29 protein-coding genes are annotated in these 26,319 nt (G+C 67.1%); 6 read left to right on the top strand and 23 right to left on the bottom strand.

Translation table 11 applies throughout. The features are described 5' to 3' along the window. Positions 1–61: 61 nt before the first annotated feature. The gene (locus BQ2383_RS15895) at positions 62–2,134 is read left to right on the top strand and encodes an alpha-1,4-glucan--maltose-1-phosphate maltosyltransferase (RefSeq protein ID WP_244176032.1); all 2,073 of its coding nucleotides are present in this window, start codon (positions 62–64) and stop codon (positions 2,132–2,134) included. Further along, entirely contained in the window at positions 2,131–4,335 is a 2,205-nt protein-coding gene (glgB, locus tag BQ2383_RS15890) for a 1,4-alpha-glucan branching protein GlgB (protein WP_091036147.1), read from the top strand. The genes BQ2383_RS15895 and glgB overlap by 4 nt, the downstream gene beginning before the upstream one ends. A 28-nt stretch (positions 4,336–4,363) precedes the next feature. Here glgB and BQ2383_RS15885 read toward each other — a convergent pair whose 3' ends face one another. Further along, positions 4,364–5,293, bottom strand: a complete 930-nt coding sequence (locus tag BQ2383_RS15885) for a tetratricopeptide repeat protein (protein ID WP_091036144.1) — start codon at positions 5,291–5,293, stop codon at positions 4,364–4,366. Continuing rightward, complete coding sequence (locus tag BQ2383_RS15880) at positions 5,290–7,227, bottom strand: glycosyl transferase (RefSeq protein WP_140403372.1); 1,938 nt, start codon at positions 7,225–7,227, stop codon at positions 5,290–5,292. Before BQ2383_RS15880 ends, BQ2383_RS15885 begins: the two co-directional genes overlap by 4 nt. Before the next feature lie 180 nt (positions 7,228–7,407). Between BQ2383_RS15880 and BQ2383_RS15875 the strand changes: the two genes are divergently transcribed. Then, complete coding sequence (locus tag BQ2383_RS15875; protein ID WP_091036139.1) at positions 7,408–8,469, top strand: AI-2E family transporter; 1,062 nt, start codon at positions 7,408–7,410, stop codon at positions 8,467–8,469. A 22-nt stretch (positions 8,470–8,491) separates the two neighbouring features. Here BQ2383_RS15875 and BQ2383_RS15870 read toward each other — a convergent pair whose 3' ends face one another. The 9 genes from BQ2383_RS15870 to rpsB form a co-directional block, all read right to left on the bottom strand. Then, positions 8,492–9,208, bottom strand: a complete 717-nt coding sequence (locus BQ2383_RS15870) for an alpha/beta hydrolase (protein WP_091036136.1) — start codon at positions 9,206–9,208, stop codon at positions 8,492–8,494. Between the two features lie 2 nt (positions 9,209–9,210). After that, positions 9,211–9,498: a hypothetical protein gene (locus BQ2383_RS19550; protein ID WP_091036134.1), complete on the bottom strand. Its 288-nt coding sequence runs from the start codon at positions 9,496–9,498 to the stop codon at positions 9,211–9,213. Positions 9,499–9,507: 9 nt separating this feature from the next. Continuing rightward, the gene (locus BQ2383_RS15860; protein WP_244176031.1) at positions 9,508–10,200 is read right to left on the bottom strand and encodes a transglycosylase SLT domain-containing protein; all 693 of its coding nucleotides are present in this window, start codon (positions 10,198–10,200) and stop codon (positions 9,508–9,510) included. 47 nt (positions 10,201–10,247) lie between these two features. Then, entirely contained in the window at positions 10,248–10,826 is a 579-nt protein-coding gene (locus tag BQ2383_RS15855) for a DivIVA domain-containing protein (protein WP_091036131.1), read from the bottom strand. Continuing rightward, positions 10,826–11,794 carry a phosphatidate cytidylyltransferase gene (locus BQ2383_RS15850; protein ID WP_432206347.1) on the bottom strand — a complete coding sequence of 323 codons (969 nt, stop codon included), beginning with the start codon at positions 11,792–11,794 and terminating at the stop codon, positions 10,826–10,828. The genes BQ2383_RS15855 and BQ2383_RS15850 overlap by 1 nt, the downstream gene beginning before the upstream one ends. A 182-nt stretch (positions 11,795–11,976) precedes the next feature. Continuing rightward, on the bottom strand, positions 11,977–12,531 hold the full coding sequence (frr, locus tag BQ2383_RS15845) for a ribosome recycling factor (protein ID WP_029263480.1): 555 nt from the start codon (positions 12,529–12,531) through the stop codon (positions 11,977–11,979). 68 nt (positions 12,532–12,599) lie between these two features. Then, positions 12,600–13,316, bottom strand: coding sequence for a UMP kinase (pyrH, locus tag BQ2383_RS15840; RefSeq protein ID WP_017830711.1), 717 nt, complete (start codon positions 13,314–13,316; stop codon positions 12,600–12,602). 91 nt (positions 13,317–13,407) lie between these two features. After that, positions 13,408–14,235 carry a translation elongation factor Ts gene (tsf, locus tag BQ2383_RS15835; RefSeq protein WP_091036126.1) on the bottom strand — a complete coding sequence of 276 codons (828 nt, stop codon included), beginning with the start codon at positions 14,233–14,235 and terminating at the stop codon, positions 13,408–13,410. A 44-nt stretch (positions 14,236–14,279) separates the two neighbouring features. Next, entirely contained in the window at positions 14,280–15,230 is a 951-nt protein-coding gene (gene rpsB, locus BQ2383_RS15830) for a 30S ribosomal protein S2 (RefSeq protein ID WP_091036123.1), read from the bottom strand. A 306-nt stretch (positions 15,231–15,536) separates the two neighbouring features. On the opposite strand from rpsB, the gene BQ2383_RS15825 reads away from it, so the two are divergent. After that, positions 15,537–16,061, top strand: coding sequence for a murein hydrolase activator EnvC family protein (locus BQ2383_RS15825; protein WP_091036121.1), 525 nt, complete (start codon positions 15,537–15,539; stop codon positions 16,059–16,061). 55 nt (positions 16,062–16,116) lie between these two features. On the opposite strand, the gene BQ2383_RS15820 is transcribed toward BQ2383_RS15825, so the two are convergent. From BQ2383_RS15820 to BQ2383_RS15780, 9 genes are all read right to left on the bottom strand, one after another. Next, a complete protein-coding gene (locus BQ2383_RS15820; RefSeq protein ID WP_091036117.1) occupies positions 16,117–17,019 on the bottom strand; it encodes a tyrosine recombinase XerC in 903 nt (300 codons plus the stop codon). Between the two features lie 66 nt (positions 17,020–17,085). After that, positions 17,086–18,282, bottom strand: a complete 1,197-nt coding sequence (gene dprA / locus BQ2383_RS15815) for a DNA-processing protein DprA (RefSeq protein ID WP_347876383.1) — start codon at positions 18,280–18,282, stop codon at positions 17,086–17,088. Beyond that, positions 18,282–19,805: a YifB family Mg chelatase-like AAA ATPase gene (locus BQ2383_RS15810; RefSeq protein ID WP_091036114.1), complete on the bottom strand. Its 1,524-nt coding sequence runs from the start codon at positions 19,803–19,805 to the stop codon at positions 18,282–18,284. The genes dprA and BQ2383_RS15810 overlap by 1 nt, the downstream gene beginning before the upstream one ends. Then, on the bottom strand, positions 19,802–20,164 hold the full coding sequence (locus BQ2383_RS15805) for a YraN family protein (RefSeq protein WP_091036112.1): 363 nt from the start codon (positions 20,162–20,164) through the stop codon (positions 19,802–19,804). The genes BQ2383_RS15810 and BQ2383_RS15805 overlap by 4 nt, the downstream gene beginning before the upstream one ends. 129 nt (positions 20,165–20,293) lie before the next feature. After that, positions 20,294–20,620, bottom strand: coding sequence for a DUF2469 family protein (locus tag BQ2383_RS15800; protein ID WP_017204525.1), 327 nt, complete (start codon positions 20,618–20,620; stop codon positions 20,294–20,296). A gap of 63 nt (positions 20,621–20,683) precedes the next feature. Beyond that, entirely contained in the window at positions 20,684–21,343 is a 660-nt protein-coding gene (locus tag BQ2383_RS15795; RefSeq protein WP_091036109.1) for a ribonuclease HII, read from the bottom strand. After that, the gene (lepB, locus tag BQ2383_RS15790; protein WP_091036107.1) at positions 21,340–22,062 is read right to left on the bottom strand and encodes a signal peptidase I; all 723 of its coding nucleotides are present in this window, start codon (positions 22,060–22,062) and stop codon (positions 21,340–21,342) included. The genes BQ2383_RS15795 and lepB overlap by 4 nt, the downstream gene beginning before the upstream one ends. A gap of 118 nt (positions 22,063–22,180) precedes the next feature. Further along, a complete protein-coding gene (gene rplS, locus BQ2383_RS15785) occupies positions 22,181–22,528 on the bottom strand; it encodes a 50S ribosomal protein L19 (protein ID WP_091037582.1) in 348 nt (115 codons plus the stop codon). A 169-nt stretch (positions 22,529–22,697) separates the two neighbouring features. Beyond that, a complete protein-coding gene (locus BQ2383_RS15780; protein WP_029263506.1) occupies positions 22,698–23,186 on the bottom strand; it encodes a hypothetical protein in 489 nt (162 codons plus the stop codon). A gap of 109 nt (positions 23,187–23,295) precedes the next feature. On the opposite strand from BQ2383_RS15780, the gene map reads away from it, so the two are divergent. Both map and BQ2383_RS15770 read left to right on the top strand, forming a co-directional pair. After that, positions 23,296–24,078 carry a type I methionyl aminopeptidase gene (gene map, locus BQ2383_RS15775; RefSeq protein WP_091036104.1) on the top strand — a complete coding sequence of 261 codons (783 nt, stop codon included), beginning with the start codon at positions 23,296–23,298 and terminating at the stop codon, positions 24,076–24,078. Positions 24,079–24,124: 46 nt separating this feature from the next. Continuing rightward, positions 24,125–24,718 carry a histidine phosphatase family protein gene (locus tag BQ2383_RS15770; RefSeq protein WP_205828880.1) on the top strand — a complete coding sequence of 198 codons (594 nt, stop codon included), beginning with the start codon at positions 24,125–24,127 and terminating at the stop codon, positions 24,716–24,718. A gap of 25 nt (positions 24,719–24,743) precedes the next feature. Here BQ2383_RS15770 and trmD read toward each other — a convergent pair whose 3' ends face one another. Genes trmD through BQ2383_RS15755 form a run of 3 tightly spaced genes read right to left on the bottom strand, consistent with a single transcriptional unit; the run spans position 24,744 to position 26,317 of the window. Next, positions 24,744–25,466: a tRNA (guanosine(37)-N1)-methyltransferase TrmD gene (gene trmD, locus BQ2383_RS15765; protein ID WP_091036101.1), complete on the bottom strand. Its 723-nt coding sequence runs from the start codon at positions 25,464–25,466 to the stop codon at positions 24,744–24,746. A 19-nt stretch (positions 25,467–25,485) separates the two neighbouring features. Beyond that, a complete protein-coding gene (rimM, locus tag BQ2383_RS15760; RefSeq protein WP_091036099.1) occupies positions 25,486–26,103 on the bottom strand; it encodes a ribosome maturation factor RimM in 618 nt (205 codons plus the stop codon). Continuing rightward, a complete protein-coding gene (locus BQ2383_RS15755) occupies positions 26,087–26,317 on the bottom strand; it encodes an RNA-binding protein (RefSeq protein ID WP_017830729.1) in 231 nt (76 codons plus the stop codon). Before BQ2383_RS15755 ends, rimM begins: the two co-directional genes overlap by 17 nt. Positions 26,318–26,319 lie beyond the last annotated feature (2 nt).

The raw sequence follows: 26,319 nt of genomic DNA, 5'->3' as shown, positions 1-26,319 counted from the left end.
GGCTCCCGACGCACCACGCGGCGCGCTACCCGCGACCACGTCGGCGCGGTACATTCGGGATGTGGCTGCACGTGCTGGTACTCGGTCCTCGGCTCTTCGGAGCCCCACTCAGATCCCGACGCGCGCCTTCGGCGATGCGGACGTGCCGGGCTCGCTTCGCTCCACCCGCATCCCACTGCTCGATCCGACCCCCGCTGTGCCCGGCGGCTTCTCGCCGAAGGCGTTCGTGGGCGAGGTCGTCCCGTTCACCGTGGTCTCGTTCCGCGAAGGGCACGACATCATCGGTGTGCATGTGCGCCTCACGTCGCCGTCGGGCGAGGAGAGCCTGCACCGGCTGACCGCCCGGAAAGACGGCACGGACCGATGGTCGGCCGAGATCGCGCTCGACGAGCAGGGTGCGTGGCGCTACCGATTCGAAGCCTTCTCCGACGACTTCGCGACTTGGGCTCACGCCGCGGAATTGAAGGTCGCTGCCGGTGTCGATGTACCGGTGATGGCCGCGCTCGGAGCAGAGCTACTCACGAGGGCCGCCACGGAGAAGGATCGCCCCGCGGCGCAGCGGAAGCGTCTGCTCGCGGACGCCGGGTCGCTGGAGAGTGGGGGCGGCGCGACGGCGTTCGCGCTGTCCACCGATGCCGGTCTGGCCGACATCTTCCGGGCCCGTCCCCTGACGACTCTGCGCTCCGCCACCGAGCAGCACACGCTCAACGTGGACCGTCGCGCGGCGGGCGTCGGTGCCTGGTACGAGTTCTTCCCGCGATCAGAGGGGGCCAAGCGGCTCAAGGACGGCACGGTGAAGAGCGGGACGTTCCGCACGGCGACCAAGCGTCTGCCGGAGGTCGCCGCGATGGGTTTCGACGTGGTGTACCTGGTTCCGATCCACCCGATCGGGACCACCAACCGCAAGGGGCGCAACAACACCCTCACCGCAGAGCCCGGCGATCCCGGGTCCCCGTATGCGATCGGCTCCACCGACGGCGGCCACGACGCGATCCACCCCGACCTGGGATCCGCCGCCGACTTCCGCGCCTTCGTGCGCGCGGCTCAGGGAAACGGTCTCGAGGTCGCACTCGACCTCGCGCTCCAGGCGTCCCCGGACCACCCCTGGGTGAGTGAGCATGCCGAATGGTTCACGACCCTCCCCGACGGCACCATCGCGTATGCCGAGAACCCGCCGAAGAAGTACCAGGACATCTACCCGCTCAACTTCGACAACGACCCCGAGGGCATCGCAGCCGAGATGTTGCGGGTCGTGCGGCACTGGGTGGCTCAAGGGGTGAAGATCTTCCGGGTCGACAACCCCCACACCAAACCCCTGCAGTTCTGGGAGTGGTTGATCCGTGAGATCAACACCGTGGATCCGGACGTGATCTTCCTCGCCGAAGCCTTCACCCGCCCCGCCGTCATGCGCGCCCTGGCCGCCGTCGGATTCCAGCAGAGCTACAGCTACTTCACGTGGCGGAACACCAAGAGCGAGCTGGAGGAATTCCTCACCTCCGTATCGCAGGAGACCTCGGACTACATGAGGCCCAACCTCTTCGTGAACACGCATGACATCCTGACCGAATACCTGCAGTTCGGCGGTCGTGCGGCATACCGAATCCGAGCCTGCATCGCCGCCACGGCAGGGCCCGTGTACGGGGTGTACGCCGGCTACGAGCTCTTCGAGAACGTGGCACGGCCGGGCTCCGAAGAGAACATCGACAATGAGAAGTACGAGTTCAAGTTCCGCGACTGGTCGGGCGCGGAGGCCCGCGGCGAATCGCTCGCTCCCCTGCTGCGGCGGCTCAACGAGATCCGCGCGGCTCACCCCGCACTCCGGCAACTCAGGAACTTCCGGGCGCACTGGAGCGACGACGATGCCGTCCTCGTGTACAGCAAGCACCTCCCCGCGCCGTTCACCGGTACTGGACGCGCGGATACCGTCATCGTGGTGGCGAACGTCGACCCGCACTCCGTACGCGAGACGACCGTGCACCTCGACAGCACCCAATGGGGCATTCCGCTCGGCGATCCGTTCGAGGTCGAGGACCTGCTCACCGGAGCCGTCTGGACCTGGAACGATCACAACTACGTGCGGCTCGACGCCTTCGCCGAGCCGGTGCACATCCTGAAGGTGAGGGAGCGAGCATGAGCTACACAGAAGATGTCGCCGCATCCACCGAGTGGGAGGCGATCTCCTCGGCCACGCACCACGATCCGCACGCCGTCCTCGGCGCACACTCCCACAAAGACGCGGCCGACCGCACGGTCACCGTCATCCGCGCCCGACGGCCGCTCGCCGCCGGGGTGGCAGCGGTGTTCGGCGACGGCAGCCGACTCGAGCTCGCGCACGTGGCGCAGGGAATCTGGGAGGCGCAGCACGTCGGTCCCCCTCTCCCCTATCGGCTGGCCACGCGGTACGCGGATCACGAGGAGACGCTCTCCGGCGATCCGTATCGACACCGTCCGACCCTTGGAGACCTCGACCTCCATCTGATCGCCGAGGGGCGGCATGAACGCCTCTGGGAGGCGCTGGGTGCGCACCCGCGCACGTGGGACGGCGAGCAGGGCGTCGCGTTCGCCGTCTGGGCTCCCAACGCCACAGCCGTGCGCGTCGTCGGCGACCACAACGACTGGAACGGCGACGCCCACGCCATGCGCTCGATGGGCGTGAGCGGAGTCTGGGAGCTCTTCATCCCCGGCCTCCCCCTAGGCACGCGGTACAAGTATCAGCTCCGCACCCGCGACGGCGCCTGGATACTCAAAGCCGATCCGATGGCGCTCGCCGCCGAGGTGCCGCCGAACACGGCGTCCGTCGTGACCTCGTCGTCGTACGAGTGGGCGGACGGCGCATGGATGACCCGTCGTGCCGCGACCCACGCCGTCGCGCAGCCGCTGTCGGTCTACGAGATCCACGTCGGCTCCTGGCGTGAGGGCCTCGGGTACCGGGACATCGCCGAGCCGCTGATCCAGCACGTCACGGATGCCGGATTCACCCATGTCGAGTTCATGCCGTTGGCGGAGCACCCGTTCGGAGGTTCCTGGGGGTACCAGGTCAGCGGCTACTACGCGCCCACGAGCCGGTTCGGCACCCCGGACGACCTGAGGTATCTGATCGATCGGCTGCACCAGGCCGGCATCGGCGTGATCATGGACTGGGTTCCCGGGCACTTCCCGAAAGACGCCTTCGCTCTCGCGCGCTTCGACGGCCAGCCCCTGTACGAGCACCCCGATCCCCGCCGTGGCGAGCACCAGGACTGGGGCACGCTCATCTTCGACTACGGGCGTCCGGAGGTTCGGGGATTCCTCGTGGCCAATGCGCTGTACTGGTTCAGGGAGTTCCATGTCGACGGGCTGCGCGTCGACGCGGTCGCGTCGATGCTCTACCTCGACTACTCCCGCGAAGCCGGCGAATGGGAACCGAACATCCACGGTGGCCGGGAGAATCTCGAGGCGATCCGGTTCTTGCAGGAGGTGAACGCCACGGCCTACCGACTGCACCCGGGGATCATGATGATCGCCGAGGAGTCGACCAGCTTCCCCGGCGTCACCGCACCCACCGACCACGCCGGCCTGGGGTTCGGTTTCAAGTGGAACATGGGCTGGATGAACGACTCGCTCCAGTACATCTCTCGCGACCCGATGTACCGCGCGCACCACGAGGGCGAGATGACCTTCTCCTTCGTCTACGCCTTCGGCGAGAATTACCTGCTGCCGATCAGTCACGACGAAGTCGTGCACGGCAAGGGCAGCCTGATGGCGAAGATGCCCGGCGACCACTGGCACAAGCTCGCGAACGTCCGCGCGTACCTCGCCTACATGTGGGGGCACCCCGGGAAGAAGCTCCTGTTCATGGGCCAGGAGTTCGGTCAGCTCGCCGAGTGGTCCGAAGGGCGTGAGCTGGATTGGTGGCTCCTCGACCAGCCGTCGCACGCGCAGCTGCAGGACTTCGTCGGCGCGATGAACCGCGCCTACAGATCTCAATCCCCCCTGTGGGCGCGGGACAACGACGGATCGTCTTTCCACCGCCTCGGTGCGCCCAGCTGGGACCCGACCGTGATCGCCTTCGAGCGGCGGGATGCCCACGGCGGACGCCTCGTCGTCGTGAGCAACTTCGCCGGGGTCGAGCGTGCGGGATATCGACTCGCGCTTCCGCAGGACGGTGTCTGGCAGGAAGTGCTCAACACCGACGCCGCCGAGTACGGCGGACGAGGTTCGGGGAACCTGGGCATGGTCTTCGCCGCCGGTGAGGACGGTAGCGCCCCGACCGCGACGATGACCCTTCCTGCGCTGTCGACGCTGTGGCTACGCCACCAGTCGGACCCCCACGTGCCTACCGTGAGCCACGGATGACGGGGACGCGCGCCGGAACCTCCGACGGCTAGAACAGGAGCGAAGAAAGCCGGTTCCTGGCGGCCACCACTCGCGGGTCGCCCGTGCCGATGAGGCCGAACAGCTCGATCAGCCGTTCCCGTACCGGGGTGCGCTGGTCGGACGGCAGCTGGGCGAACAGGTCGAGCAGACGCGCGAAGGCGTCGTCGACATGACCGCCGGCGAGATCGAGGTCTGCCACGTCGAACTGCGCCTGGACGTCGAGCGGTCCCTCGGCGGCCGCCGCGCGTGCCGCCTGCAGGTCGAGTCCCTGCACGCGGTCGAGCAGACGCACCTGGCCGAGACCTGCGATCGCCTCCTCATCGCGCGGATTCTCGGCGAGGGCCTTCTCGTACGCGCGGATCGCGGCGGAATAGTCTCCCGCCTCGATCGCGGCGAACGCCTCGGCGTGCAGCGGAGGAAGCTCCGGTTCCTCCGGCGTCGACGACGCCTCGGCATCGGCATCCGCGTCGACCGAGAGCGACCCGGTGACACCGTTCTGCGCTGCCACCTGCAGCAGCTGGGCGAAGACATCGCGCACCTGCTGCTCCGGCACCGCACCGGTGAACATCGGCACGGGCTGCCCGGCGATCAGCGCCACCACCATCGGGATCGACTGCGCGCGGAAGCTCTGCGCGAGCTGCGGGTTCGCGTCGACATCGACCTTGGCGAGCAGCACCCGGCCGCCGAGCTCACGAGTGACCTTCTCGATGATCGGACTCAGCTGCTTGCACGGTCCGCACCACTCGGCCCACAGATCCACGACGACGGGAACCGTGCGCGAGAGTTCGAGGATCTGCCCGAACGTCTCGTCGGTCGCATCGACGACGACATCGACCGCACCGGGGGCTGGAGCCCCCTCGGGCGGCGTCGCCGGCCGGTTGCGGAGGGTCGACAGGTCCACCGCGCCGCGCAGCGCGGTCGGAGAGATTTCACTCACTTGATCACCTTCACGGAAAGGAGGTCCTGGTGGACTGCCAGGAGCCTGATCTGCTCCGTCGATCCCTGGGCGGGGACCGAGAAGAACAGCTGGAACTCATACGTCGTCTCGACGCCCTTCGCAGATTCCGTCGCGCCCGTCAGGGCCTTGGCCTCTGCGTTGTCTCCGAACCGGATCACCACGTCCGACGACGTCGGAGTCACCGTCTCGGTATCGGTCAGAGAGACCGCGACGATCGCACCGCTGTCGAGCGTGGTCATGGAGATCGGCTCGTCGGTCGTGGGCGCCATGTCGAACGCCACCTTGGACGTCTTGGCCGCTCCCTTGTCTGCCAGCCCCTGCACGATGACCTGGCGGCTGTCGGTGAGGGACTTCGCCAACGTCAGCGCGAGGTCGTCGAACTGACCGTAGAACTCGCTCTTCTCCCCCGCGTCCACCACGTCGGCGAAGGCTGGTGCGAGTTCCGCCGGAGGGATGGTGAGGAAGGCGGAGTCAGCGGGGACGAGTGAGGTTCCGAGCCAGGTCGCGGCGACCTCGGGGAACACGGCATCCGCCGCCATCTCGGCCATGTTGCTGATCTTGTAGTTCGACCAGGGATCCGCCTGGGTCATCGTCAGCAGCACGGGCGGCACAGTGTCGTCGCCCTTGCTCTTCGAGAGCAGGAGAACCGTTCGCGGCCAGACGTCGGTCGCTTCCGGAAGCACGACCTCGACGTCGTCGGTCGGGATCGCCGCCGGAGGGGCCTTGTCCGCGATTTTCGCGCGTAGGGCGTATTCGGTGGTGCGCGCGGCGAGGGCCGGGCCTTCGAGACGTGTCCCCGCGAGGTCGACGTCCATTGCGGTATCGGCTTCCACCAAGGTCTCCGAAGCAGTTTGGAGGATGCGCTTGGCCTGTGCCTCCGTCACCGCCGGCGGCTTCTGGTTGTCCGGAGCGATGACGGTCGGGCTCGGGGAAGGCGATGTAGAGGCATCACCGAACTGCGGCCAGGAATCGGCTGAGCAGCCGGCAGCGAGGAGGGCGGTCAACCCGAGTGCGGGAATCGCCAGCAGCCGGCGACGACGCGCGGGGGTCTTGGCCCGCATCGACGTCTTCGAATCGTTCTCCTCGGGGTCCACGATCTCCGCGTCTTCGGTGTCGGTTTCCGGAGCATCCACCGAGGGGGTGCGTTCTGCAGACGTCGGCGTTTCCGCCGAGCCTTCGATCGCCGCGCGCTCCTCCGGAGGAAGCACCGCGATGTCGATCGGTTCGGTCGCCGGGAGCGGGCCGGGGCCCTTTCGGCGCGGCCCGCGTCCGCGACGCTGGTGGCGGATACCGAGCACGTACAGGACGAGTCCGATCAGCAGGACGATACCGCCGGCCACCATGAGCGGTCCCGCTAGCGGCGTCGTCGTGTCGAGCGGCCAGGAGACGACGATGTCATCGGGAGCGTCTTCCGTGCCGTCATAGGCCACCAGCATGCTCGTCCCCTCGGGAAGCTGCATGTTGTCCGCGACGAGGCGATTCTCCTTCTGGAAGGAGTCCAGCCACAGGTCGGAGCCCCGCGGATCGCGGCCCGTCGCCGGATCGCCCTCCTCGGCGGTGCCGTCGCCGCCGTCGGTCTCGTCTGAAGCCTCTGCCGCCGACACGTGCTCGACAGCGAAGCCGCCGTCGTCGTCCACCGTGACGTGGTTGTAGTCGGAATCCGCGAGCCAGGCCTCCATGTCGGCTGTCCTGCCATAGCTGCCGAAGATGTCGCCCTGACCGCGCACGATCAGCGTCTGCACGCCAGGATTCGTCCGGAGGACGTCTCCGTCCAGGAGGACGAACGGCGCGGGCTCATCGATCTCGACTTGCGTCTGCTGCGAGTCGGGCCCCACGAAGGTGCGCTGGGCGATCCCCGCGCCGATCAGCACGGCGGCAAGCACGAAGGCCACCACGGCCCATACGAAACGCACGAATAGTCTCCTCACGCATCACCGGCACCTGCCCGCGACGCAACACTCGACATTTCAGACTAGCGAAATCAGCTGAGTGTTGCCCACGTACACGTGCAGTGCCGGCTGAACCGGCACGTCGCGCGCGACGTGGCTCGACGTCTGGATAACCTTGCTGCAGCCGTTTCGAGGAGTCGTCGCATGAAGATCCACAATCCGTTCCGCACCGCCCTCGTGGCGACGCTCGGCGTGGGGCTGGGGATCCTCCTGATCAACAGCGTGCAGACTCTCTCCAGCGTCCTGCTCTACGTCGGCACGGCGCTGTTCCTGAGTCTGGGCCTCGATCCGCTCGTGTCCTTCCTGGAACGTCGCAGGCTCCCGCGGTGGCTCGCCGTGCTGGTGACGATCCTCGCGGTCCTCGCGATCTTCAGCGGGATCGTGCTGATCATCCTCCCCGTGCTCGTGGATCAGATCTCGCAGCTCATCGCCCAGATCTCGGCCATCGTGTCACGAGGCAACCTGATCCCCGATCTCAAGGAGTGGATGCAGGACACCTTCCCGAACCTGCTCGTCGATGATGTCTTCACCTATGTCACGGGCTGGTTGACGACGAACCTCGCCGAGATCGGCGGGTCCATCGGCCAGGGCGTCCTCGTCGCCAGCGGCGCCGTGCTCAGCGGACTGTTCGGTGCGTTCATCGTCCTCATCCTGACGATCTACCTGACCGCCTCGACGCCGTCGCTCAAGCGCGCTGTCTACCAGCTCGCCCCGTCGTCGAAGCGCGACCGCTTCATCGACCTGTCGGAGCAGATCACCGATTCCGTGGGGTATTACGTCATGGGGCAGGTGACTCAGGGCGTGATCAACGGCGTCCTCAGCGCCATCTACCTCTCGATCATCGATGCGCCGTTCCCGGCGGTCCTCGCGATCATCGCCTTCTTCTTCTCACTGATCCCGCTCGTCGGGACCTTGACCGGTTCCACGATCATCGTCCTCGTGTGTCTCATCCCCGGGCTCGGGTCCCCCGGGATCGCGATCGCCGCGGCCATCTACTACCTCGTCTATATGCAGATCGAGGCGTACGTGATCTCGCCGCGCATCATGAGCCGCGCGGTCGCCGTACCCGGAGCAGTGGTCGTCGTTGCGGCTCTCGCCGGCGGCAGCCTGCTCGGACTGTTGGGTGCGCTCATCGCGATCCCCGTTGCGGCGAGCATCCTGATCATCTATCGACAGGTGCTCATCCCGCGGATGAACGAGCTCTGAGGCGCGGAGCCTCGGAGCTCGATCAGTCCGTCGGCGGCCAGTGCGTAGCCAGGGGCAGAGCCGACGGGTTCACCGCTGCCACGATCTCCGTGAGCACGCGGCGCGTCTGCGTCTCGCCGACCCACAGATGCTTCCCGCCCTCGACAGCGATCAGCTGCGCGTGGGGAATGGAGGCGAAGCGTTCGCGAGCCTCATCCGGGCGCAGGTAGTCGTCAAGCTCCGGTACCAGCACGACGACCGGGACATCGCTGTCAGCCCAGGCGGCGACCTCGGCGTCCGTCGCGCGATGCAACGGCGGGGACAGCAGAATGGTCCCCGCGATGTCGTGGTCGCGACCGTACTTGAGCGCCAGTTCGGTGCCGAAGGACCAGCCGAGGAGCCAGGGGCTCGGGAGCGCCCGGTCCCGGACGAAGTCCATGGCCGCCGCCACATCGAACTGCTCCGCCGCGCCGCCGTCGAACGCGCCGTCGCTCGTGCCGCGAGGCGACGTGGTCCCCCGCGTGTTGAACCTCAGGACCGCCAGGTCAGCGAGCGCAGGAAGCCTCGCTGCCGCCTTGCGGATGATGTGCGAGTCCATGAAACCACCCGCGGTGGGCAGCGGGTGCAAAGTCACGAGCGTCGCCACCGGCGACCCATGCTCCGGCATGGAGAGTTCGCCCACCAGCGTGAGACCGTCTGCAGTCGTCAGCTCGATATCCTCACGCTGAGCGGGAAGCTCCAGCGGCCCTCGAATCTCCATGCTCACGCCATCCTCCAACAGTGTGTGTGCCAATGCCGACGCGCGGCGAGATCTGCAGCATCGCCTAAGACACCGTCAGCTCGCCAGACGACCAGGTGTGCAGTTCCCGCGACGATCGGCTGCGCACAACCGGGGCAGACGTATTCTTTCTGCGCCTGAGCGGACGACACCGGCTGCACGGTCCACTCGCTGCCACGACGGGTCTCCGAGCGCTTCCAGCCGGCGAGCATCCGATCGAACGAGTCGTCGGCTTCAGGGCGCGCAGGAGGGCGTCGGCGTGAGCGAGGCATCGCTCCTGCTCACCACCAGTGGTTGTTCGTCCAGAAGCTGTATGCTCCGGCCCAGCTGCCATACCGCCCCGTGGCGTAGCCGGTGGCCCACCTCAGGTTGTCCACCGGGTCGTACCCGTTACCGGGAACCTTGCTGCAGGGAAGAGCCTGAACCAGGCCGCACGCACCCGAGGACGAGTTCGTGGCGTTCGGGTTCCAGCCGCTCTCGCGCGACACGATGTAGTCGACGTACTGCCAATCGCCCTGAGCGATGCCGGCAGCGGCCATCCAGTCCGCAGGTGCACCGCCTCCCGAATAGGGAGGCAGGGTGCCGCCGGAAGATCCACCCTGCGACCCCGTTGCGGCCGGTGCCGCCGGCTTGGGCTTCGGCTTGGGCTTCGGCTTCACGTACACCTCGAACGTCCCGCGTTCGACCGGCGTGATGGTTGCACCGCTGACCGTGACCGTGAGGTTCTGTGTGTCGGCGAGAGCGAGCGAGTAGGCCGAGTCGGGAGTGTCGGACTTCACGGGCTCCGCCAGTGCGACGCCGGTCGGTGCCACGAGCGCTCCCGCGAATCCGACGACGGCGAGGGCGCTGAACACGCTGACGACACCACGACGGCGAGACCATCGGCGAGTGCCCGTGCGCGCGGATCTGACCGTCGCTGCGGGCACCAGCGAAAGGTCGCGTCGTTCGGGGTTCATGTCGTTTCGGGAGTTCACGATGAAGGACAGTCTACGCAAAGGCGCCTGAGTCGACCATCAGGAACTCAGCGAACGGCGAGAATGACGTCGATCGTGGCATCGAGGAGCGCGTCGACCTGCTCCTCGCGGTAGCCCCCCCGCTGCATGCGAAACGCGGCGGAACGCAGCTGCTCGGCGGAGAGCGGATCTCCGTCGCGGAGATAGCGGACGATCCTGGTCGAGACGTGGTCGACCTCGTCGATGCGGTAGCCGAACGTGAGAACCCCGGTGCGCGCGAAGCGTCGGCGGCGAGGCCGGGCCAGGTGGTCCAGGATGGTCTGCGCGTCTGCTCTCGCCTGCTCGACCCACACCTCGGCACCCTGCGCTCGCACCACGCGCTCCCGCTCACGCGCGGCGAAGGCGTCTTCCACGCGACCGAGGGCCGCGTCGACATCAGCCACGACGTAACCGCCTTTGACGAGCGGAAAGGATGCCGCGCGTACGTCGTCGGCGCCCAGTTCGTCGGCACCGGTCTCGAACGCTCGTCGAGCAGATGCGAGGAAGGTGTCGACAGCAGCGCGGTGGTAGCCCCGCTCACGACCGGATGTCAGAGCGAACGCCGGCGGAGCGTCCGCCGTCCGTTCGGCGATCTGGTCTTCGTTCATCACAGCACCACCCAGGGAGAGAGGAGGAAGTAGAGGCAGAGCGCCGGAATCGTCGAGGGCAGGATGCTGTCGAGTCGATCGAGAAGACCGCCGTGTCCGGGAAGCCACGAGCTCATGTCTTTGATACCGAGATCACGCTTGAGCATGGACTCGCCGAGGTCGCCCAGCGTCGCAGACAGCAGGATCGACGCGCCGAAGATCAGACCCGCCCACCAGGGCAGCTCGAGAAGGAAGATGGCCAGCAGTACGCCGGCGACCAGGGAGGCGAGGACGGCGCCGCCGAACCCCTCCCATGTCTTCTTGGGGCTGATCTTCGGGGCCATCGGGTGGCGTCCGAAAGCGAGACCAGCCGCATACGCGCCCGTGTCGGCGGCGACCGCGATGGCGATGAAGCTGAGCACCCACCACTGGCCCCCCTCCTGCTCGAGGAGGATGAGGGCGACGCCGGCGAGGAATGGCACGTAGACCTGGACGAAACCGCTGATGACCGCATCCGCGAGGACGTCGCCGTAGGTGCGGCCGTCTTTCGCCACCATCTGCGCGATGAGTCGCCACACGATGACGAAGGCGACGGCCACGAAGAGCATGACCCAAGACAGCCACGGCTCCGCGAAGTAGGCCGAGAGCACCAGGAAAGCGCCCGCAACCAGCTGCGGTATGACATCGACACGTCGGCCGGAGGCCCGCAGAGCCCGAGAGAGCTCGTACACCCCCAGCAGCGCCGCAGCGAGAGCGAACGGCACGAACAGTGCCTTGATGAAGAGCAGTGATCCGAGCAGCGCCGCACCGAAAGCGAGACCGATCAGAATCGCGAGAACCAGGTCTCGCCCCGTGCGCTGCTTGATCCGCTCGTTCGCCTGGTCGATCTGATCGCGCGCATGAGAGACGTGGCTCTCGAGCTCGTCCCGCGCTGCCCGCCACTGCTCGCGGATCGCGTTGTGGTCGGCTGTGTCGAGCGGCCTGACCACGGCAGGGTTCCCTCCGACAGGGGACGCTGGCAGCGGTGGACGAGGCGGAATGGCTTCCGCGTCGAACGTCGGGAAGGCCGTGTCCGCGAGCGGGACGCCGTCGGGCGGCGCACCGTCACGCGCCTCTCGACGCGTCGGCGGCATGCCCTCCTCAGCGTCTCGCGTTTCGTCAGACATGCCGACTACACCTCGAGGAGTTCGGCCTCTTTGCGCTTCAGCGCGTCGTCGATGAGGTCGACGTGCTGACGCGTCAGGCCGTCCAGCTCCTTCTCGCCGCGAGCGATCTCGTCCTCGCCGAGCTCGCTCTTGAGCGCGTCGAGCTCGTCCTTCGCCTTGCGGCGGATGCCACGGACATGGACCTTCGCGTCCTCGGCCTTGGTCTTGACGAGCTTGACGTACTCCTTGCGACGCTCCGCCGTGAGCTCGGGCATCGTCACGCGGACGAGGTTGCCGTCGTTCGTGGGGTTGACTCCGAGGTTCGGCATGTCGCGGATCGCCTGCTCGATCGCCTTCAGCGCCGACTTGTCGTACGGCGTGATGATGAGCGTTCGTGCTTCCTGGTTCGCCAGCGATGCGAGCTGGGCGATCGGGGTCGGCGTGCCGTAGTAGTCCACGAGGACCTTCTGGAACATCTGCGGGTTCGCACGACCGGTGCGCACCGTGGAGAAGTCCTCCTTGGCAGCTTCGACCGCCCGGTTCATACGAGTGGTGGTTTCAGCGAGGACGTCCGCGATCACGGTGGCTCCTATCGTCGGGGTGTTCTGCAAATTCTATCGGGCGAAGTCGTCTCCGCCGTGTCACACGCTCAGGCGGTGACGAGGGTTCCGATCGGCTCGCCGAGCAACGCGCGGGTCACGTTGCCTGCGGGCTCCATGCCGAACACGCGCATGTCCATGCTGTTGTCCATACACAGGCTGAAGGCGGTCGAGTCGACGACCTTGAGGCCACGCTGCAGCGCATCACGATACGTGACGCGCTCGATGCGCTCCGCGTCGGCGTGCTTGTTCGGGTCGGCGGTGTAGATCGCGTCGACGCCGTTCTTCGCGACGAGGACCTCGTCCGCGCCGATCTCGAGCGCACGCTGCGCGGCGACGGTGTCCGTGGAGAAGTACGGGAGGCCTGCGCCGGCGCCGAAGATGACCACGCGGCCCTTCTCGAGATGACGCTCGGCGCGACGCGGGATGTACGGCTCGGCGACCTGTGTCATCGAGATGGCCGACTGCACGCGGGTGGCGGCTCCGGCCTGCTCGAGGAAGTCCTGGAGGGCGAGGGCGTTCATGACCGTGCCCAGCATGCCCATGTAGTCGGCGCGGCCCCTGTCCATGCCGCGCTGGCTGAGCTCGGCGCCACGGAAGAAGTTGCCTCCGCCGACGACGATCGCGACCTCGACCCGATCGACGGCCGCGGCGATGTCGCGGGCGATCTGCGAGACCACATCGGGGCTGACACCCAGCTGCCCCGCTCCGAAGGCCTCTCCGGAGAGCTTGAGAAGGACGCGTCGGCGTCCGGTGCGTTCAGTCATGGTGGGTGTCCTCTCGTCCCGATTCAAGATAGTGCCTCGTGGGCATGAAGAAGGGGTTCGGATCTTGGCGATCCGAACCCCTTCGACCTTGCTACGCGCCGACCTTGAAGCGCGCGAAGTCCGTCACGGTGATACCGGCGTCCTTCGCCACCTGGGCGACAGAGAGCTTGTTGTCCTTGGCGTAGTCCTGCTCGAGCAGGGCGACCTGCTTGATGAACGCAGAGACACGGCCCTCGACGATCTTCGGGAGAGCCGCTTCCGGCTTGCCCTCGTTACGAGAGATCTCGGTGACGATCTCACGCTCCTTCTCGACCGCGTCCGCTGGCACGTCCTCGCGGGACAGGTACGACGGGTTCGCGAAGGAGATGTGCTGCGCGATGCTGCGCGCGGTCTCGGCGTCATCGCCCGAGTAGGCGACGACGACACCGATCTGCGGCGGCAGATCCTTGCTGGTGCGGTGCAGGTAGACCTCGACCTTGTCGCCCGAGATCGTGCGCACGCGGCGCAGTTCGACCTTCTCGCCGATGATCGCGGCCTCTTCGGAGATGACCTGCTCGACGCTCTTGTCGCCGGCGGATGCGGCGAGGGCGGCGTCGACCGAATCGGCCTTGACCGCTGCTGCGGCGTCGGCGACCTTGTCGGCCAGCGCGATGAAGCGCTCGTTCTTCGCGACGAAGTCGGTCTCGCATGCGAGCTCGATGAGCGTCACGGCGCCATCCTGCTCGCGAGCGACGATCAGTCCCTCGCTGGTCGAACGGTCAGCGCGCTTCGCGTTGCCCTTCGCACCCTTGAGACGCAGGATCTCGGTGGCCTTCGCGACGTCTCCGTCAGCCTCCTCGAGCGCCTTCTTGGTGTCGACCATTCCCGTGCCGAGCTGCTCACGCAGCGCCTTGAGGTCAGCGATGGTGAAGTTGGCCATGTGTGGTGGCTCCTTGCTTCGTTAGGTGTGTGTGAACGAGGGGATTACTTGGCGTCGGCAGCCTCGGCGGCGGCGACCTCAGCGGTCTCCTCACCGGAAGCGGCGGCGATCGCCTCGTCGTGTGCCTCAGCACCGGCCTCGTCGGCAGCGGTCTCGTCAGCAGCAGGCGTCTCGACGACGGCGGCCTCGTCTTCCGAGGTCACGACCTCGGCGGCGTCAGCGGACTCCTGGACCTCCGGGGCGGGGGTCTCGAGGAGCTCCTTCTCCCAGTCGGCGAGCGGCTCGGCGTCACCCGTCTCCGGGTTGTGCTTCTGCTGCAGGCCCTCGGCCGCGGCGTCGGCGATGATGCGGGTCAGCAGCGAGACGGAGCGGATCGCGTCGTCGTTGCCGGGGATCGGGTACTGGAAGTCGTCCGGGTCGGCGTTGGTGTCGAGGATACCGATCACGGGGATGCCGAGCTTCTTGGCCTCATCGATGGCGAGGTGCTCGCGCTTGGCGTCGACGACCCAGATGGCCGACGGCGTCTTGGTGAGGTTGCGGATACCGCCGAGCGACTTGTGCAGCTTGTCGAGCTCGCGCTTCTTGAGAAGCAGTTCCTTCTTCGTGAAGCCGCTGTTCGCCGGGGTCTCGTAGTCGAGCTCCTCGAGCTCCTTCATGCGTGCGAGACGCTTGGAGATCGTCTGGAAGTTGGTGAGGAGTCCACCGAGCCACCGCTGGTTCACGAAAGGCTGGCCGACGCGCGTCGCCTGCTCGGCGAGGATCTCCTGCGCCTGCTTCTTGGTGCCGACGAAGAGGATCGTGCCACCGTGAGCGACGGTCTCCTTGACGAAGTCGTAGGCCTTGTCGATGTAGCCGAGCGACTGCTGGAGGTCGATGATGTGGATGCCGCTGCGCTCGGTGAGGATGAAGCGCTTGACCTTCGGGTTCCACCGACGGGTCTGGTGTCCGAAGTGCACGCCGCTGTCGAGCAGCTGGCGGATGGTGACCACAGCCATGGTCGTCTCCTGGTTCTGGCGCGTTTCTGCGCCGTTGAGGTTGCAAGCCGATCGGATGATCGGACTTCCTGGTGCCCGGCCCACGCCCGCCTGTTCGAGGAACAGGACCTGTGGGAGTGGATGCCGCGATCTGAATCGCTTTGGGCACGCGTAGTCACCCCGATATCGAGGTGCTCCCCCAGCATACAGGAAGCAGCGACGTCACTCACCCTGCACCGGCAGCTCCCCACCGAAGTCGTCCACGCGGTCCGCTGACGGCGCCGAGACGGCCGTCCGACCGCTCGGAAGAGACGTCACACTCCCCTCATGCGCATTCTGCTCCGAGCGGTTTCCGGCTCGGCCATCGCCGTGCTCGTCGTGCTCGCCCTGTACGGTCCCGACGCCTCGGCCGCCTCGGGTGACACCGCGGACATACCGCGCTGGCGATGGCCGCTCGCCGGCTCGCGAGAGGTCGTCGAGCCGTTCCGGGCGCCCGCGCACGAGTACGGTGCCGGTCATCGCGGAGTAGATCTCGGCGCTTCGATCCACGCGGCGGTCACAGCCCCCGCGGACGGCACTGTGGCGTTCCGCAGGACCGTCGTGGACCGCCCGCTCCTGACGATCGAGCACGCAGACGGCCTCGTCAGCACCTTCGAGCCGCTCCGAACGACGCTCGACCCGGGCGACGCGGTGTCGGTCGGGCAGGAGATCGGACTCGTCGACGCGGGCGGTCACACCGCGGCGGGCGCGATGCACCTCGGCGTACGAAGAGACGGCGTCTACATAAATCCGATGCTTCTCTTCGGCGATCTCCCGCGGGCAGTCCTGCTCCCCTGCTGCGAGCCTCTGTGATCCCAGGGCCCGCCCGACCGCGGTGCCAGCGGCTCGAGCACGCCGCCCTCCGACATCACGCCCGGGGATGCGCCAGTCGATAGGTCGCGGTCAGGCGTTCGGCCGAGACGTGCGTGTATATCTGGGTCGTGCCGAGGCTGGCATGACCCAGTATCTCCTGGACGGCCCGCAGGTCTGCACCGCCGTCGAGAAGGTGGGTGGCAGCCGTGTGTCGAAGGGCGTGCGGGCCGATGGTCTCGGTGCCGACCACCGGTGCCAGCACGCGGGCGACAAGCTCGTAGACCGCTCGTGGGCCGATCCGGGCGCCGCGACTCCCCAGCATCACAGCGGATGAGAAGGCGCGCGCCCTCGCCACCAGGACCGGTCGGCCGCGACGGAGATAAGCCTCCAGCGCATCCCTCGCCGGAGCACCGTAGGGGACGACCCGTTCCTTGGCCCCCTTCCCGAGCACGCGGGCCGTGCCTCGGTCGAGGTCGAGGTCGTCGATATCCAGCCCGCACAGTTCTGCGACACGGATGCCGGAGCCATAGAGCAGCTCGAGTATCGCGTGGTCGCGCAAGGCGATCGGATCTCCCGTCCCGGCCGCGTCGCGATGAGCATCGAGCAAGCCCGACATCGCCTCGCGGGACGCCACTGTGGGCAGTGTGCGTCCCTTCTTCGGTGCGATCAGCCGCAGGCTCGGGTCGTGGGACACGAGCTCGTGCTCGTGCGCCCAGCCGAAGAAGGACCGAGCGGCCGCAGCCCGCCGCGCGAGTGTGGATCTCGCATCGCCCCGCTGGGTGGCATGCCAGAGCCAGTCTCTGAGCACCTCGAGATCGACTTCTTCGAGCGTGATGCCACCTGCCGACGCCTGGAGGTCTCGAAGGTCCGACCTGTATGCCTTCGCGGTCGCGGGCGAGAGTCGACGCACCCGCTCCAGGTGGCCGACGAACGCCTCGGTGGCGACCGTGAGATCCATGGCTTCAGCTTGCCGCTGTACGTCGCGTCCCCTCTTCAGCCTCGCCGAGGTCTCTACGGATACCTCTCACCCGGTCCGTGATGTGTGCGCCCGGTGCCACCCCCTTTCGTCGAGCGCGACATCCCCTTCCAGGTGCAGCAACCCGAGGCATGAGCGCACTCGATCCGGCGACAAGCCCGACCTTCGGGCGATCTCCTCGACGGAGAGCCTCGACCTCGTGCTCAGGGCATCGAGGACTCGGGTGCGATTCGGATCGTGCTCTTCGCGCTCGGCCGGCGGTTGTTCGATCGGCCCCCACAGCTCTCGCACCTCTCGTGCCGAGGTGACGCACTGCGCGTCGTACTCCCGGAGCAGCCGGTGGCACCCTGCGGAAGATGCCGACGTCACCGGTCCGGGAACCGCACCGAGCGGACGCCCCAGCGTCGCTGCGTGACCCGCGGTGTTCAACGAGCCGCTGCGCCAACCCGCTTCGACCACCACGGTCGCCTGTCCGAGCGCGGCAATCAGTCGGTTCCGAGCCAGGAAGCGCCACTTGGTCGGAGCCGTTCCGCACGGCGGTTCGCTCACCACAGCCCCTTCGACCGCGATCTGCTGCAGGAGCCTCTGATGACCGATCGGGTAGGCGCGGTCGACTCCGCCGGCGAGGAAGGCCACGGTCGCTCCGCCTGCACCGAGGGCAGCGCGATGTACAGCGCCATCGATTCCGTATGCGCCGCCGGAGACGATCACCGCTCCCCCCGCGGCGAGATCCCCGCTGAGTTCCGCGGCGACGTGCTCGCCATAGCTGCTGGCGGCCCGCGCCCCGACCATCGACACCCGTGGGTTCCGCACGAGAAGATCGACGTGCCCGCGCACCCACAGTGCACTTGGCGCATGAGGCCCGAGATCATCGAGGCTCACTGGCCAATGCGCGTCGCCGGGGATGACCAGCCGCGCTCCGACCTCGAACGCGCTGCGGAGGGCCTGCCGCACAGCGCGGGGATCGGCGCGAGGGCGCCATCGTGCTCTCGCCTCTGTCAGCGGCCGAGAAGCCTGTCCGCTCGCGGCGCCTGCGGGCATCAACGACAGGGCATCTCCCAGCGCCGCCGAAAGTGCTTCAGCCGCGCCCAAGGTCCCGATCAGCGCCCCTGCGACGGCGTCACCGGGCTCGGCGATCACGCTCCATGCCGCGCGTGCCACGCACTCCGCGAGGGCATCACCCGGGTGGATCCGACGGACCGCTGCGATGGTCTCGGAGTCGTCGAGCAGTTCGTCCATCATCATCACAGCCCTCTCCTCAGATGCAGGGCACGGCCTATCTCCTCAGGCCCGGGTCGGTCGCTGCCTGCCAGGTCGGCCATGGTCCACGCGACCCTGAGCACGCGGTCATAGCCCCGCAACGTCAGCGATCCGCGTTCCAGCGCACGATCGAGTGGCGACCTGGTCGCCGCAGAGAGCCGAAGGGCCCCCTGGCGAAGCCAGGTGCCGGGGACGTCGGCGTTGCGCCGCCACGGCGTGCTCTTCCACCGCTGCACCGCACGCTCGCTCGCCGCGAGGACGCGCGCCCGTGCCTGGACAGTCGTCGTTCTTGCCCTCCGCTCGTCCGTCGCGCACGACGCGGCCACCCGGGCCACGTGCAGATCGATGTCTATCCGGTCGCGGAGCGGTCCCGACAGTCGGGTCGAGTACCGTCGGATTGCCATGGGTGGACACACGCACTCGGCACCCCTCACACCATGATTCCCGCACGGACACGGATTCATGGCGAGCAGCAGTTGGAACTTCGCAGGAAAACGGGCGGTGAACCCCGCTCGATGCACCTCGATGACTCCCGATTCGAGCGGCTGGCGCAGCGCGTCGAGAGCAACACGAGAGAATTCCGCGGCCTCGTCGAGGAACAGCACGCCGCAATGCGCCCGCGCGATGGCCCCTGGCCGAGCTGCGCGCGACCCTCCACCGACCAACGCCGCAACGGACGCGCTGTGGTGCGGGGCCTCCAGTGGCGGAGTCCGACCGAGCGTCGCGACGCGATCCCCGTTGAGCGAGAGTATCGATGCGACCTCGAGTGCCTCCTGGTCGCCGAGTGGCGGCATGATTCCGGGAAGTCGTCGAGCGAGCATCGTCTTGCCTGCGCCCGGAGGCCCGCTCAGGAGCAGATGATGTCCCCCTGCAGCGGCGACGATGAGCGCCTCGATGGCCTCTTCCTGACCGACGACGTCGGACAGGTCCAGATCGGAAGGCTCGTCGACCGCCGCCGACGCCGTGTCGACGGCCTCGACCTCGGGCGCTTCGACATCGGCACCATGCCACACCGCGACCTCGGCGAGGGAAGCGGCAGCACGCACATGGATTCCGGGGACCAGTCTCGCCTCCGCTTCATTGGCATGAGGAACGATCACCCTCTCGAACCCGGCGCGTGCGGCAGCGAACACGGCGGGGAGCACACCCGGTACAGGTCGGATCCGACCGTCGAGCCCGAGTTCGCCGACGTGAACCGTGGCGGCGATCGCGCGCGGTTCGATCGATCCGCCGGCGGCCAGAGCGGCCACGGCGATCCCGAGGTCGAACCCCGCTCCGTGTTTGGGAAGGCTGGCCGGAGAGAGGTTCACTGTGAGCCGCCGTCGAGGCAGATCGAGCCCGGCGTTCTTGCACGCGTTGTGGACCCTTTGTACGGCCTCCGCCAGCGACTTGTCGGGCAGCCCGATGATCCGGAACTCGGGTGTCTGGTTCGACAGGTCGGCTTCGACTTCGACGAGATGACCGTCGACTCCGCTCAGGGCGACGGCCCACGTCCGCGCTGTGGTCATGCGATGTCCACGAGATGCTCGAGCGATCCTACGAACGGGTCCGCACCGATGATCCCGATGACTTCGAGCCTCACCGCGCGCCCACGAGCCGCGTCGGGATGCGCGGCGACCCAGGCTTGCGCAAGCTGCCAGAGCCGACGGCGCTTTCGTCGATCGACGGCCTCGAACGGGTGCCCGAACGCTGCCGTGCGTCTCGTCTTCACCTCGATCATCGCCAGCTGATCGCCCACCGCGGCGACAATGTCGATCTCCCCTTGCGAACATCGCCAGTTCCTGTCGAGCACGGTGTATCCGCTGCCCATCAAGTGCTGCGCCGCGCGCTCTTCTCCCGCTCTGCCGAGGTCATCTTTCGCTGCCATACCCTCAGCATCACGTTCAGCCCGATCGACTGTTCGCGGCGGGCACACCCTCACGCTGAGGTGGGGATTACGCGAGGATTCGAGGTCGTGTGCAGGAACAGAGCCGCGGCCCCCGCGGGGCCGCCGGTATCACTCCCCGTCGAGCGACAGCTCCTGCGGGAGTTCGAACTCTCGACGCTGAAGCTCCTCGACGTTCACGTCCTTGAACGTGAGAACGCGCACGGCCTTGACGAAGCGATCGGCCCGGTAGATGTCCCACACCCACACATCGCTCATCGAGATCTCGAAGTAGAAATCGTGCTCGGTGTCGCGGCGGACGACGTTGACCTCGTTCGCGAGGTAGAAGCGGCGTTCGGTCTCGACGACGTACTGGAACTGCGACACCACATCCCGGTACTCCCGGAACAGTGCCAGTTCGAGCTCGCGGTCGTAGTCGTCGAAGGCTTCCTCATCCATGATGACTCCATCCTAGAGTCGCGGCGCACGAGGCGCGGCATCGCTGGCCGGTGCAGGTCTGTATCAGAACAGGGTGGGGGCGTCGGTGATGGCCCACGATGCACGGTGGAAAGGAGAAAGCCCGTTGCTCCGGATGGCATCGCGGTGTTCGGGGCTCGCGTAGCCCTTGTTGCGGTTCCACTGATATGCAGGATGGCTGTCGTGGAGTTCGGCCATGTACGCGTCACGGGCGACCTTCGCGATCACGGAGGCTGCAGACACGGAGGCGCAGTCGCGGTCGGCCTTGATGACGGGTCTCACGCGCAACGGCGACGAATGCACTCGTGAGACATAGTCGTGGTTGCCGTCGAGCAGAATGAGCGCCTCGTCCATCACAGCCCCCTGGGCGGCGATCGCCGTCACAGCGCGCGATGCGGCGAGTCCGAGGGCACGCATGATGCCGACCTGGTCGACTTCCTCGGCACTCGCCCAGCCGACGGCGGAGGCCTGCACCCACGCCGCGGCGCGTGCCGCGACGTCGGGACGACGCTTCTCCGTCACGAGCTTGGAGTCACGCAGACCTTCCGGCACTCGTCGTCGCGCGCCTGCAGCATCCATCATCGCCGCGCCGACGGCGACGGGGCCGGCAAGTGCTCCTCGGCCCACCTCATCGAGCGCGATGATCACGTCGCACTCCCCCAGGAGCTTGCGTTCCAGAGTCAGCTTGGGGGTGATCACGGTCATTCGGCGTCCGGAACTCCGTTGAACGTGTCGTGATGCCCATCGATGGGACCCAATCGATCGAGCGGCCACGTCGTCAGGAAGGCCTTTCCGACGATGTTCTCCATGGGGACGAATCCGCCGCTGGGGAGGTCCTGATGTGCGCGCGCGTCACGCGAACGATCGCGGTTGTCGCCCAGCAGCCAGACCGAGTCCTCGGGAACGACGACGTCGAACGGCTCGTTCGAGGCAGCGGTGTCGCCCTCGGGGAGATTCAGGTAGCTGAGCTCGTCGATCGGGGCCCCGTTGATAGTGATCTGGCCGAGGGCGTTGCAGCACACGACATGATCGCCGGGCAATCCGATCACGCGCTTCACGAGGTGATCCTGCGCGTCCGTCGCGGAGATACCCACGAAGTTCAGCACCCAATCGACCGCCTGCACGAGCGGGGGTTGGGCGGGGGTCTGCGGCTGCGGGTCGAGCCAGCCGCCCGGATCTTTGAAGACGACCACGTCGCCGCGCTCATAGTCGGTCCACCGAGGGGTGAGCTCATCGACGAGGATCCGATCCTTCACCAGAAGCGTTCGCTCCATCGACGCCGACGGGATGTAGAAAGACCTCACGACGAAGCTCTTGACAACGAAGGACACGAGGGCGGCGATCACGATGATCACCAGCACGTCACGAAGGAAGACCAGGAAACCGCGTCGTCTGGAAGTGCGCGCGGCCGGCGAATCAGTCATCAGGTTCCTTCTCGAGTCATACACCGCTCTGGCGCGACCAGATATAGGTTCGCACACCGGGGACAGAACACAGCACCCCAGGACATCGTGTCCTGGGGTGCTGTGGAGAACCTGCGACTCAGCGGTCGCGCTTCTCCTTGATCTTCGCCTTCTTGCCACGGAGCTGGCGGAGGTAGTAGAGCTTGGCGCGACGCACGTCACCGCGGGTGACGACCTCGATGTGGTCGATCACCGGGGAGTGCACCGGGAAGGTACGCTCGACGCCCACCTGGAAGCTGATCTTGCGGACCGTGAAGGTCTCGCGCACGCTGTCGCCCTGACGGCCGATGACGACACCCTGGAAGACCTGGATACGAGAGCGGGTGCCCTCGGTGATGTTGACGTGAACCTTGACGGTGTCACCGGGGAAGAAGTCCGGGATGTCCGAACGAAGGGAAGCCGCGTCGACGGCGTCGAGGATCTGCATGATCATCTCTCTCTGCACCCGCCACAGGTCGCATGCATGTTTTCAAAGGAACAAGAAGGGAGTGAGCTGTACGGAACGGTGAACGTCCGCGGGCTCCCCTGTGGCAGAGCCGGTCACAGCACAAACACCCATTCTGCCATGGATGCCGTGACCGGCCAAAACGATGACCTCAGTCGCGACCGTCGGTCTCCCGCACCACGATGATCTCGTGTGCTCGTGTCGGAGGGGCCGGTTCGTCGACGGTCGGGATCGTGGACCAGGTGATGGTCTCGCGCAGTCGGGTCCCGCTCCCCTTCGCCTCGTTCCACAGCTGCCACAGCTGCAACCAGATCAGGGCGATGCCGGCGACGATCGCGCCGGTCAGCAACCACGGGAAAGCCCCGTCGATGAAGAAGCCGACGGCGATGGTGAGCCCGTTCCAGATCGTGAAACCGACGACGTCCCACCACGACACGGCCCGCTCGATGCGAACGGACGGGCGCGAGCGCGTCAGGAGCGTGAGCAGGAGCTGCCCGACGAAGACGGACGGCATCGCGATGAGCAGCACCCAGAGGATGGACCAGCCGCCCTGGAAGACCCCCCAGCCGATCAGCAGCCAGAGCGGCAGGAGGAACGCCGCCGGGAGGAGCCAGCGGAAGAAGGCCTGTCGCAACCACATGCTCAGATCGTACGACGACGCCCGCACCGGTGGCCCGGTGTTCGCTGAGAGCGGTCGGGGAACCGGCCGCGCCGGATCAGGGAGAATGGAGACGACGAGAGGAAACCCGATGATCGAACTGCGCACCCCTGCCGAGATCGACGAGATGCGCGCCGCAGGACGTTTCGTGGCCGAGACGCTGGCCACCCTGCGCGAAGAGACGAAGATCGGGACGAATCTCCTCTCGATCGATCGCCGCGCTCATGACATGATCCGCAAGGCCGGGGCAGAGTCCTGCTACATCGACTATCACCCCTCGTTCGGAGCGAGTCCGTTCGGCAAGGTGATCTGCACCTCCGTCAACGACGCCGTGCTGCACGGTCTCCCCCATGACTACACACTGCGTGACGGCGACCTCGTGACCCTCGACTTCGCGGTATCGGTCGACGGCTGGGTCGCCGACTCGGCGGTGTCGTTCGTGGTCGGCACGGCTCGTGAAGAAGATCTTCGACTCATCGACACCACCGAACGCGCCTTGACCGCCGCGATCGACTCCGCGACGGTCGGAAACCGCATCGGCGACATCTCTGCGGCTGTCGCCGCCGTCGCGCACGGCGAGGGCTACTCGATCAACACCGACTTCGGCGGGCACGGGGTGGGACGCACGATGCACGGCGACCCTCACGTCCCGAACGACGGGCGCGCCGGCCGAGGCTTTCCCCTGAGAGCCGGCCTGGTCCTCGCACTCGAGCCCTGGCTTCTCGCGACGACCGATGAGCTGGTCACCGATCCGGACGGATGGACTCTGCGCAGCGCGGACGGTTCCCGTGGCGCCCACTCGGAGCACACCATCGCGATCACCGAAGACGGGCCCATCATCCTCACCGACCGGTCGTTCCTCGGCGTGGACTGACCAGCACCAGGAGCCGAAACGCGAGGGCGTATGCCATCCTGAGTCCATGATTCCGCAGGACCGCCACGTGCCGGAGCGTCTCCTCCTCGCTCGGCATGGGCAGACCGTGTGGAACATCGAACACCGCTTGCAGGGCCAGCTCGACTCTCCCCTCACCGACGAAGGCATCGCCCAAGCCCATGCGATCGCCGACCGCCTCGGTGACGCCGGCGTGCTCACGGTGTGCTCCAGCCCACTCGGCAGAGCTATGCAGACCGCCATGGTCATCGCCGACCGGCTCGGAGCCGAGGTGATCGAGGTGCCGGAACTCGCCGATCTCGATCACGGCACGCTGGCGGGCATGACCTGGGACGAGATCGACGCGGCGTATCCGACGGCCAGAGAGGAGCGCGCCGCCAATCGCTACGGGTGGGCATTCCCCGGTGGTGAGAGTTATGCGCAGGCCAGGTCGCGAGCGCGAAAGGCCCTCAGCAGCTGCGGATGGGCTTCCGAGGGGACGCCGCTGCTCGTGAGCCACGAGATGATCGGCCGGATGCTGCGTGCGGAGCTACGAGGACTCGATGCGTCCAACGCCCTCGGTCTGAGACACCCGCACGGCGTGGTCTTCGAGATCGATGGCCGGTCAGAGCGCATGCTCTGACATCGCGGTCCGGCGTCGATCTCGGTCAGGGCTGCGAGGTCTCGTCGTCCGGGAGGAGATCAGGGCGGCGCTTCCTGGTGCGCTCGAACTGCTGCTCGCGGCGCCACGCGGCGATCGCCCCGTGGTTGCCGCTCAGCAGGATGTCCGGCACCGACCGCTCCCGCCACGAAGCGGGCTTCGTGTACGACGGGTACTCCAGGAGACCGTCCTCATGCGACTCCTCGACAAGACTCTCCGGGTTGCCGACGACACCGGGGATGAGCCTCCCGATCGCCTCGATCATCGCCATCGTGGCGACCTCTCCCCCGTTGAGGACGTAGTCCCCGAGGCTGATGAGGCGCACCTCGCCGAGGTCGGCGGCGTACTCGAAGACGCGTTCGTCGATGCCCTCGTAACGCCCGCAGCCGAAGACGAGGTGCTCGCGGGTCGCCAGCGACCGTGCGGTCTTCTGCGTGAAGACCTCGCCGGCTGGCGAAGGGAAGATGATGGTCGGCCGCTCGGCATCCGACGCCGTTTCCGAACGAGCGGTGACCTCATCGAGAGCGAGTCCCCACGGCTCCGGCTTCATGACCATGCCGGCGCCACCACCGTAGGGGGTGTCGTCGACCGTGTTGTGACGATCGGACGTCCAGGCACGGAGGTCGTGCACGCGAAGGTCGATAATGCCGGCGTGCTGCGCCTTCCCGAGGAGGGAGAGCGTCAGGCCGTCGAAGTAGGACGGGAAGATGGAGAGGACGTCGATGCGCACGGGGGAACCGTATCAGCGGTCACTCAGAGGCTTCGGCGTCCGCGCCCGACGGCTGCTCGGCGTCCCCGGCGTCGGGGAGGTCCTCGAAGAGTCCGGGCGGCGGCGTCACGATCAGACGACCGGCCGCGACGTCGACGGTGGGGACGATGGCGGCCACGAAGGGCACCATCACCTCGGTGTCGGCGGACTTCACGATGAGCAGATCCTGCGCCGGGAAGTGCTCGACACGGATGACCCGGCCGACGACCGCATCATCGCGAACGACGTCGAGCCCCACGAGCTGGTGATCGAACCAGGCGTCGTCCTCGACCTCATCGACGTCCTGATCGATCCAGAGGATCGCCTTGACGAGACTCTCGGCGGCTTCTCGATCATCGACATCTTCGAAGAAGACGACCGGATTCCCGTTCATCAAGCGGTATTCGCGAACGGTGATGTCCTTGCCGTGCCACGGCGATGCCTCGGGCACCTGCACCGTGAAACCGGCACCGGGGGTGAAACGACCAGCCGGATTGTCGGTGTACAGCTCGAGCTTGAGCCCGCCTTTGAGGCCGTGCGCCTTCACGAGGCGCCCGACGCGCAGCTGATTCTTGCCCTGGTTACGGTCCTTCGGCACCACGTCAGTCGTCCGCGACATCGACGCGGACCCGACGCCCGTCAGCGAGCGCGCTGACGAGGGTGCGAAGGGCCTTGGCTGTGCGGCCGCCGCGCCCGATCACGCGTCCACGGTCATCGGGGTGCACGCGCACCTCGAGGAGATCGCCTCGCGGCGATGTGGATTCATTGATACGGACATCCTCCGGGTGATCGACGATCCCCTTGACGATGTGTTCGAGCGCGGCGGCGAGCACGG

The organism is Microbacterium oxydans (assembly GCF_900095745.1).
GTDB classification, from domain to species: Bacteria; Actinomycetota; Actinomycetes; order Actinomycetales; family Microbacteriaceae; genus Microbacterium; species Microbacterium oxydans_B.
The sequence above is the reverse complement of the archived record's forward strand: the minus strand, read 5'-3'. Positions and strand labels throughout refer to the sequence as shown.

Coding starts and splice junctions, on each gene's coding strand:
- glgB (WP_091036147.1), top strand. CDS start 2,131: ATGAGCTACACAGAAGATGTCGCCGCATCCACCGAGTGGGAGGCGATC.
- BQ2383_RS15875 (WP_091036139.1), top strand. CDS start 7,408: ATGAAGATCCACAATCCGTTCCGCACCGCCCTCGTGGCGACGCTCGGC.
- BQ2383_RS15870 (WP_091036136.1), bottom strand. CDS start 9,208: ATGGAGATTCGAGGGCCGCTGGAGCTTCCCGCTCAGCGTGAGGATATC.
- BQ2383_RS19550 (WP_091036134.1), bottom strand. CDS start 9,498: ATGCCTCGCTCACGCCGACGCCCTCCTGCGCGCCCTGAAGCCGACGAC.
- BQ2383_RS15855 (WP_091036131.1), bottom strand. CDS start 10,826: ATGAACGAAGACCAGATCGCCGAACGGACGGCGGACGCTCCGCCGGCG.
- pyrH (WP_017830711.1), bottom strand. CDS start 13,316: ATGACTGAACGCACCGGACGCCGACGCGTCCTTCTCAAGCTCTCCGGA.
- tsf (WP_091036126.1), bottom strand. CDS start 14,235: ATGGCCAACTTCACCATCGCTGACCTCAAGGCGCTGCGTGAGCAGCTC.
- rpsB (WP_091036123.1), bottom strand. CDS start 15,230: ATGGCTGTGGTCACCATCCGCCAGCTGCTCGACAGCGGCGTGCACTTC.
- BQ2383_RS15825 (WP_091036121.1), top strand. CDS start 15,537: ATGCGCATTCTGCTCCGAGCGGTTTCCGGCTCGGCCATCGCCGTGCTC.
- BQ2383_RS15820 (WP_091036117.1), bottom strand. CDS start 17,019: ATGGATCTCACGGTCGCCACCGAGGCGTTCGTCGGCCACCTGGAGCGG.
- dprA (WP_347876383.1), bottom strand. CDS start 18,282: ATGATGATGGACGAACTGCTCGACGACTCCGAGACCATCGCAGCGGTC.
- BQ2383_RS15810 (WP_091036114.1), bottom strand. CDS start 19,805: ATGACCACAGCGCGGACGTGGGCCGTCGCCCTGAGCGGAGTCGACGGT.
- BQ2383_RS15805 (WP_091036112.1), bottom strand. CDS start 20,164: ATGGCAGCGAAAGATGACCTCGGCAGAGCGGGAGAAGAGCGCGCGGCG.
- BQ2383_RS15800 (WP_017204525.1), bottom strand. CDS start 20,620: ATGGATGAGGAAGCCTTCGACGACTACGACCGCGAGCTCGAACTGGCA.
- BQ2383_RS15795 (WP_091036109.1), bottom strand. CDS start 21,343: ATGACCGTGATCACCCCCAAGCTGACTCTGGAACGCAAGCTCCTGGGG.
- lepB (WP_091036107.1), bottom strand. CDS start 22,062: ATGACTGATTCGCCGGCCGCGCGCACTTCCAGACGACGCGGTTTCCTG.
- rplS (WP_091037582.1), bottom strand. CDS start 22,528: ATGCAGATCCTCGACGCCGTCGACGCGGCTTCCCTTCGTTCGGACATC.
- BQ2383_RS15780 (WP_029263506.1), bottom strand. CDS start 23,186: ATGTGGTTGCGACAGGCCTTCTTCCGCTGGCTCCTCCCGGCGGCGTTC.
- map (WP_091036104.1), top strand. CDS start 23,296: ATGATCGAACTGCGCACCCCTGCCGAGATCGACGAGATGCGCGCCGCA.
- BQ2383_RS15770 (WP_205828880.1), top strand. CDS start 24,125: ATGATTCCGCAGGACCGCCACGTGCCGGAGCGTCTCCTCCTCGCTCGG.
- rimM (WP_091036099.1), bottom strand. CDS start 26,103: ATGTCGCGGACGACTGACGTGGTGCCGAAGGACCGTAACCAGGGCAAG.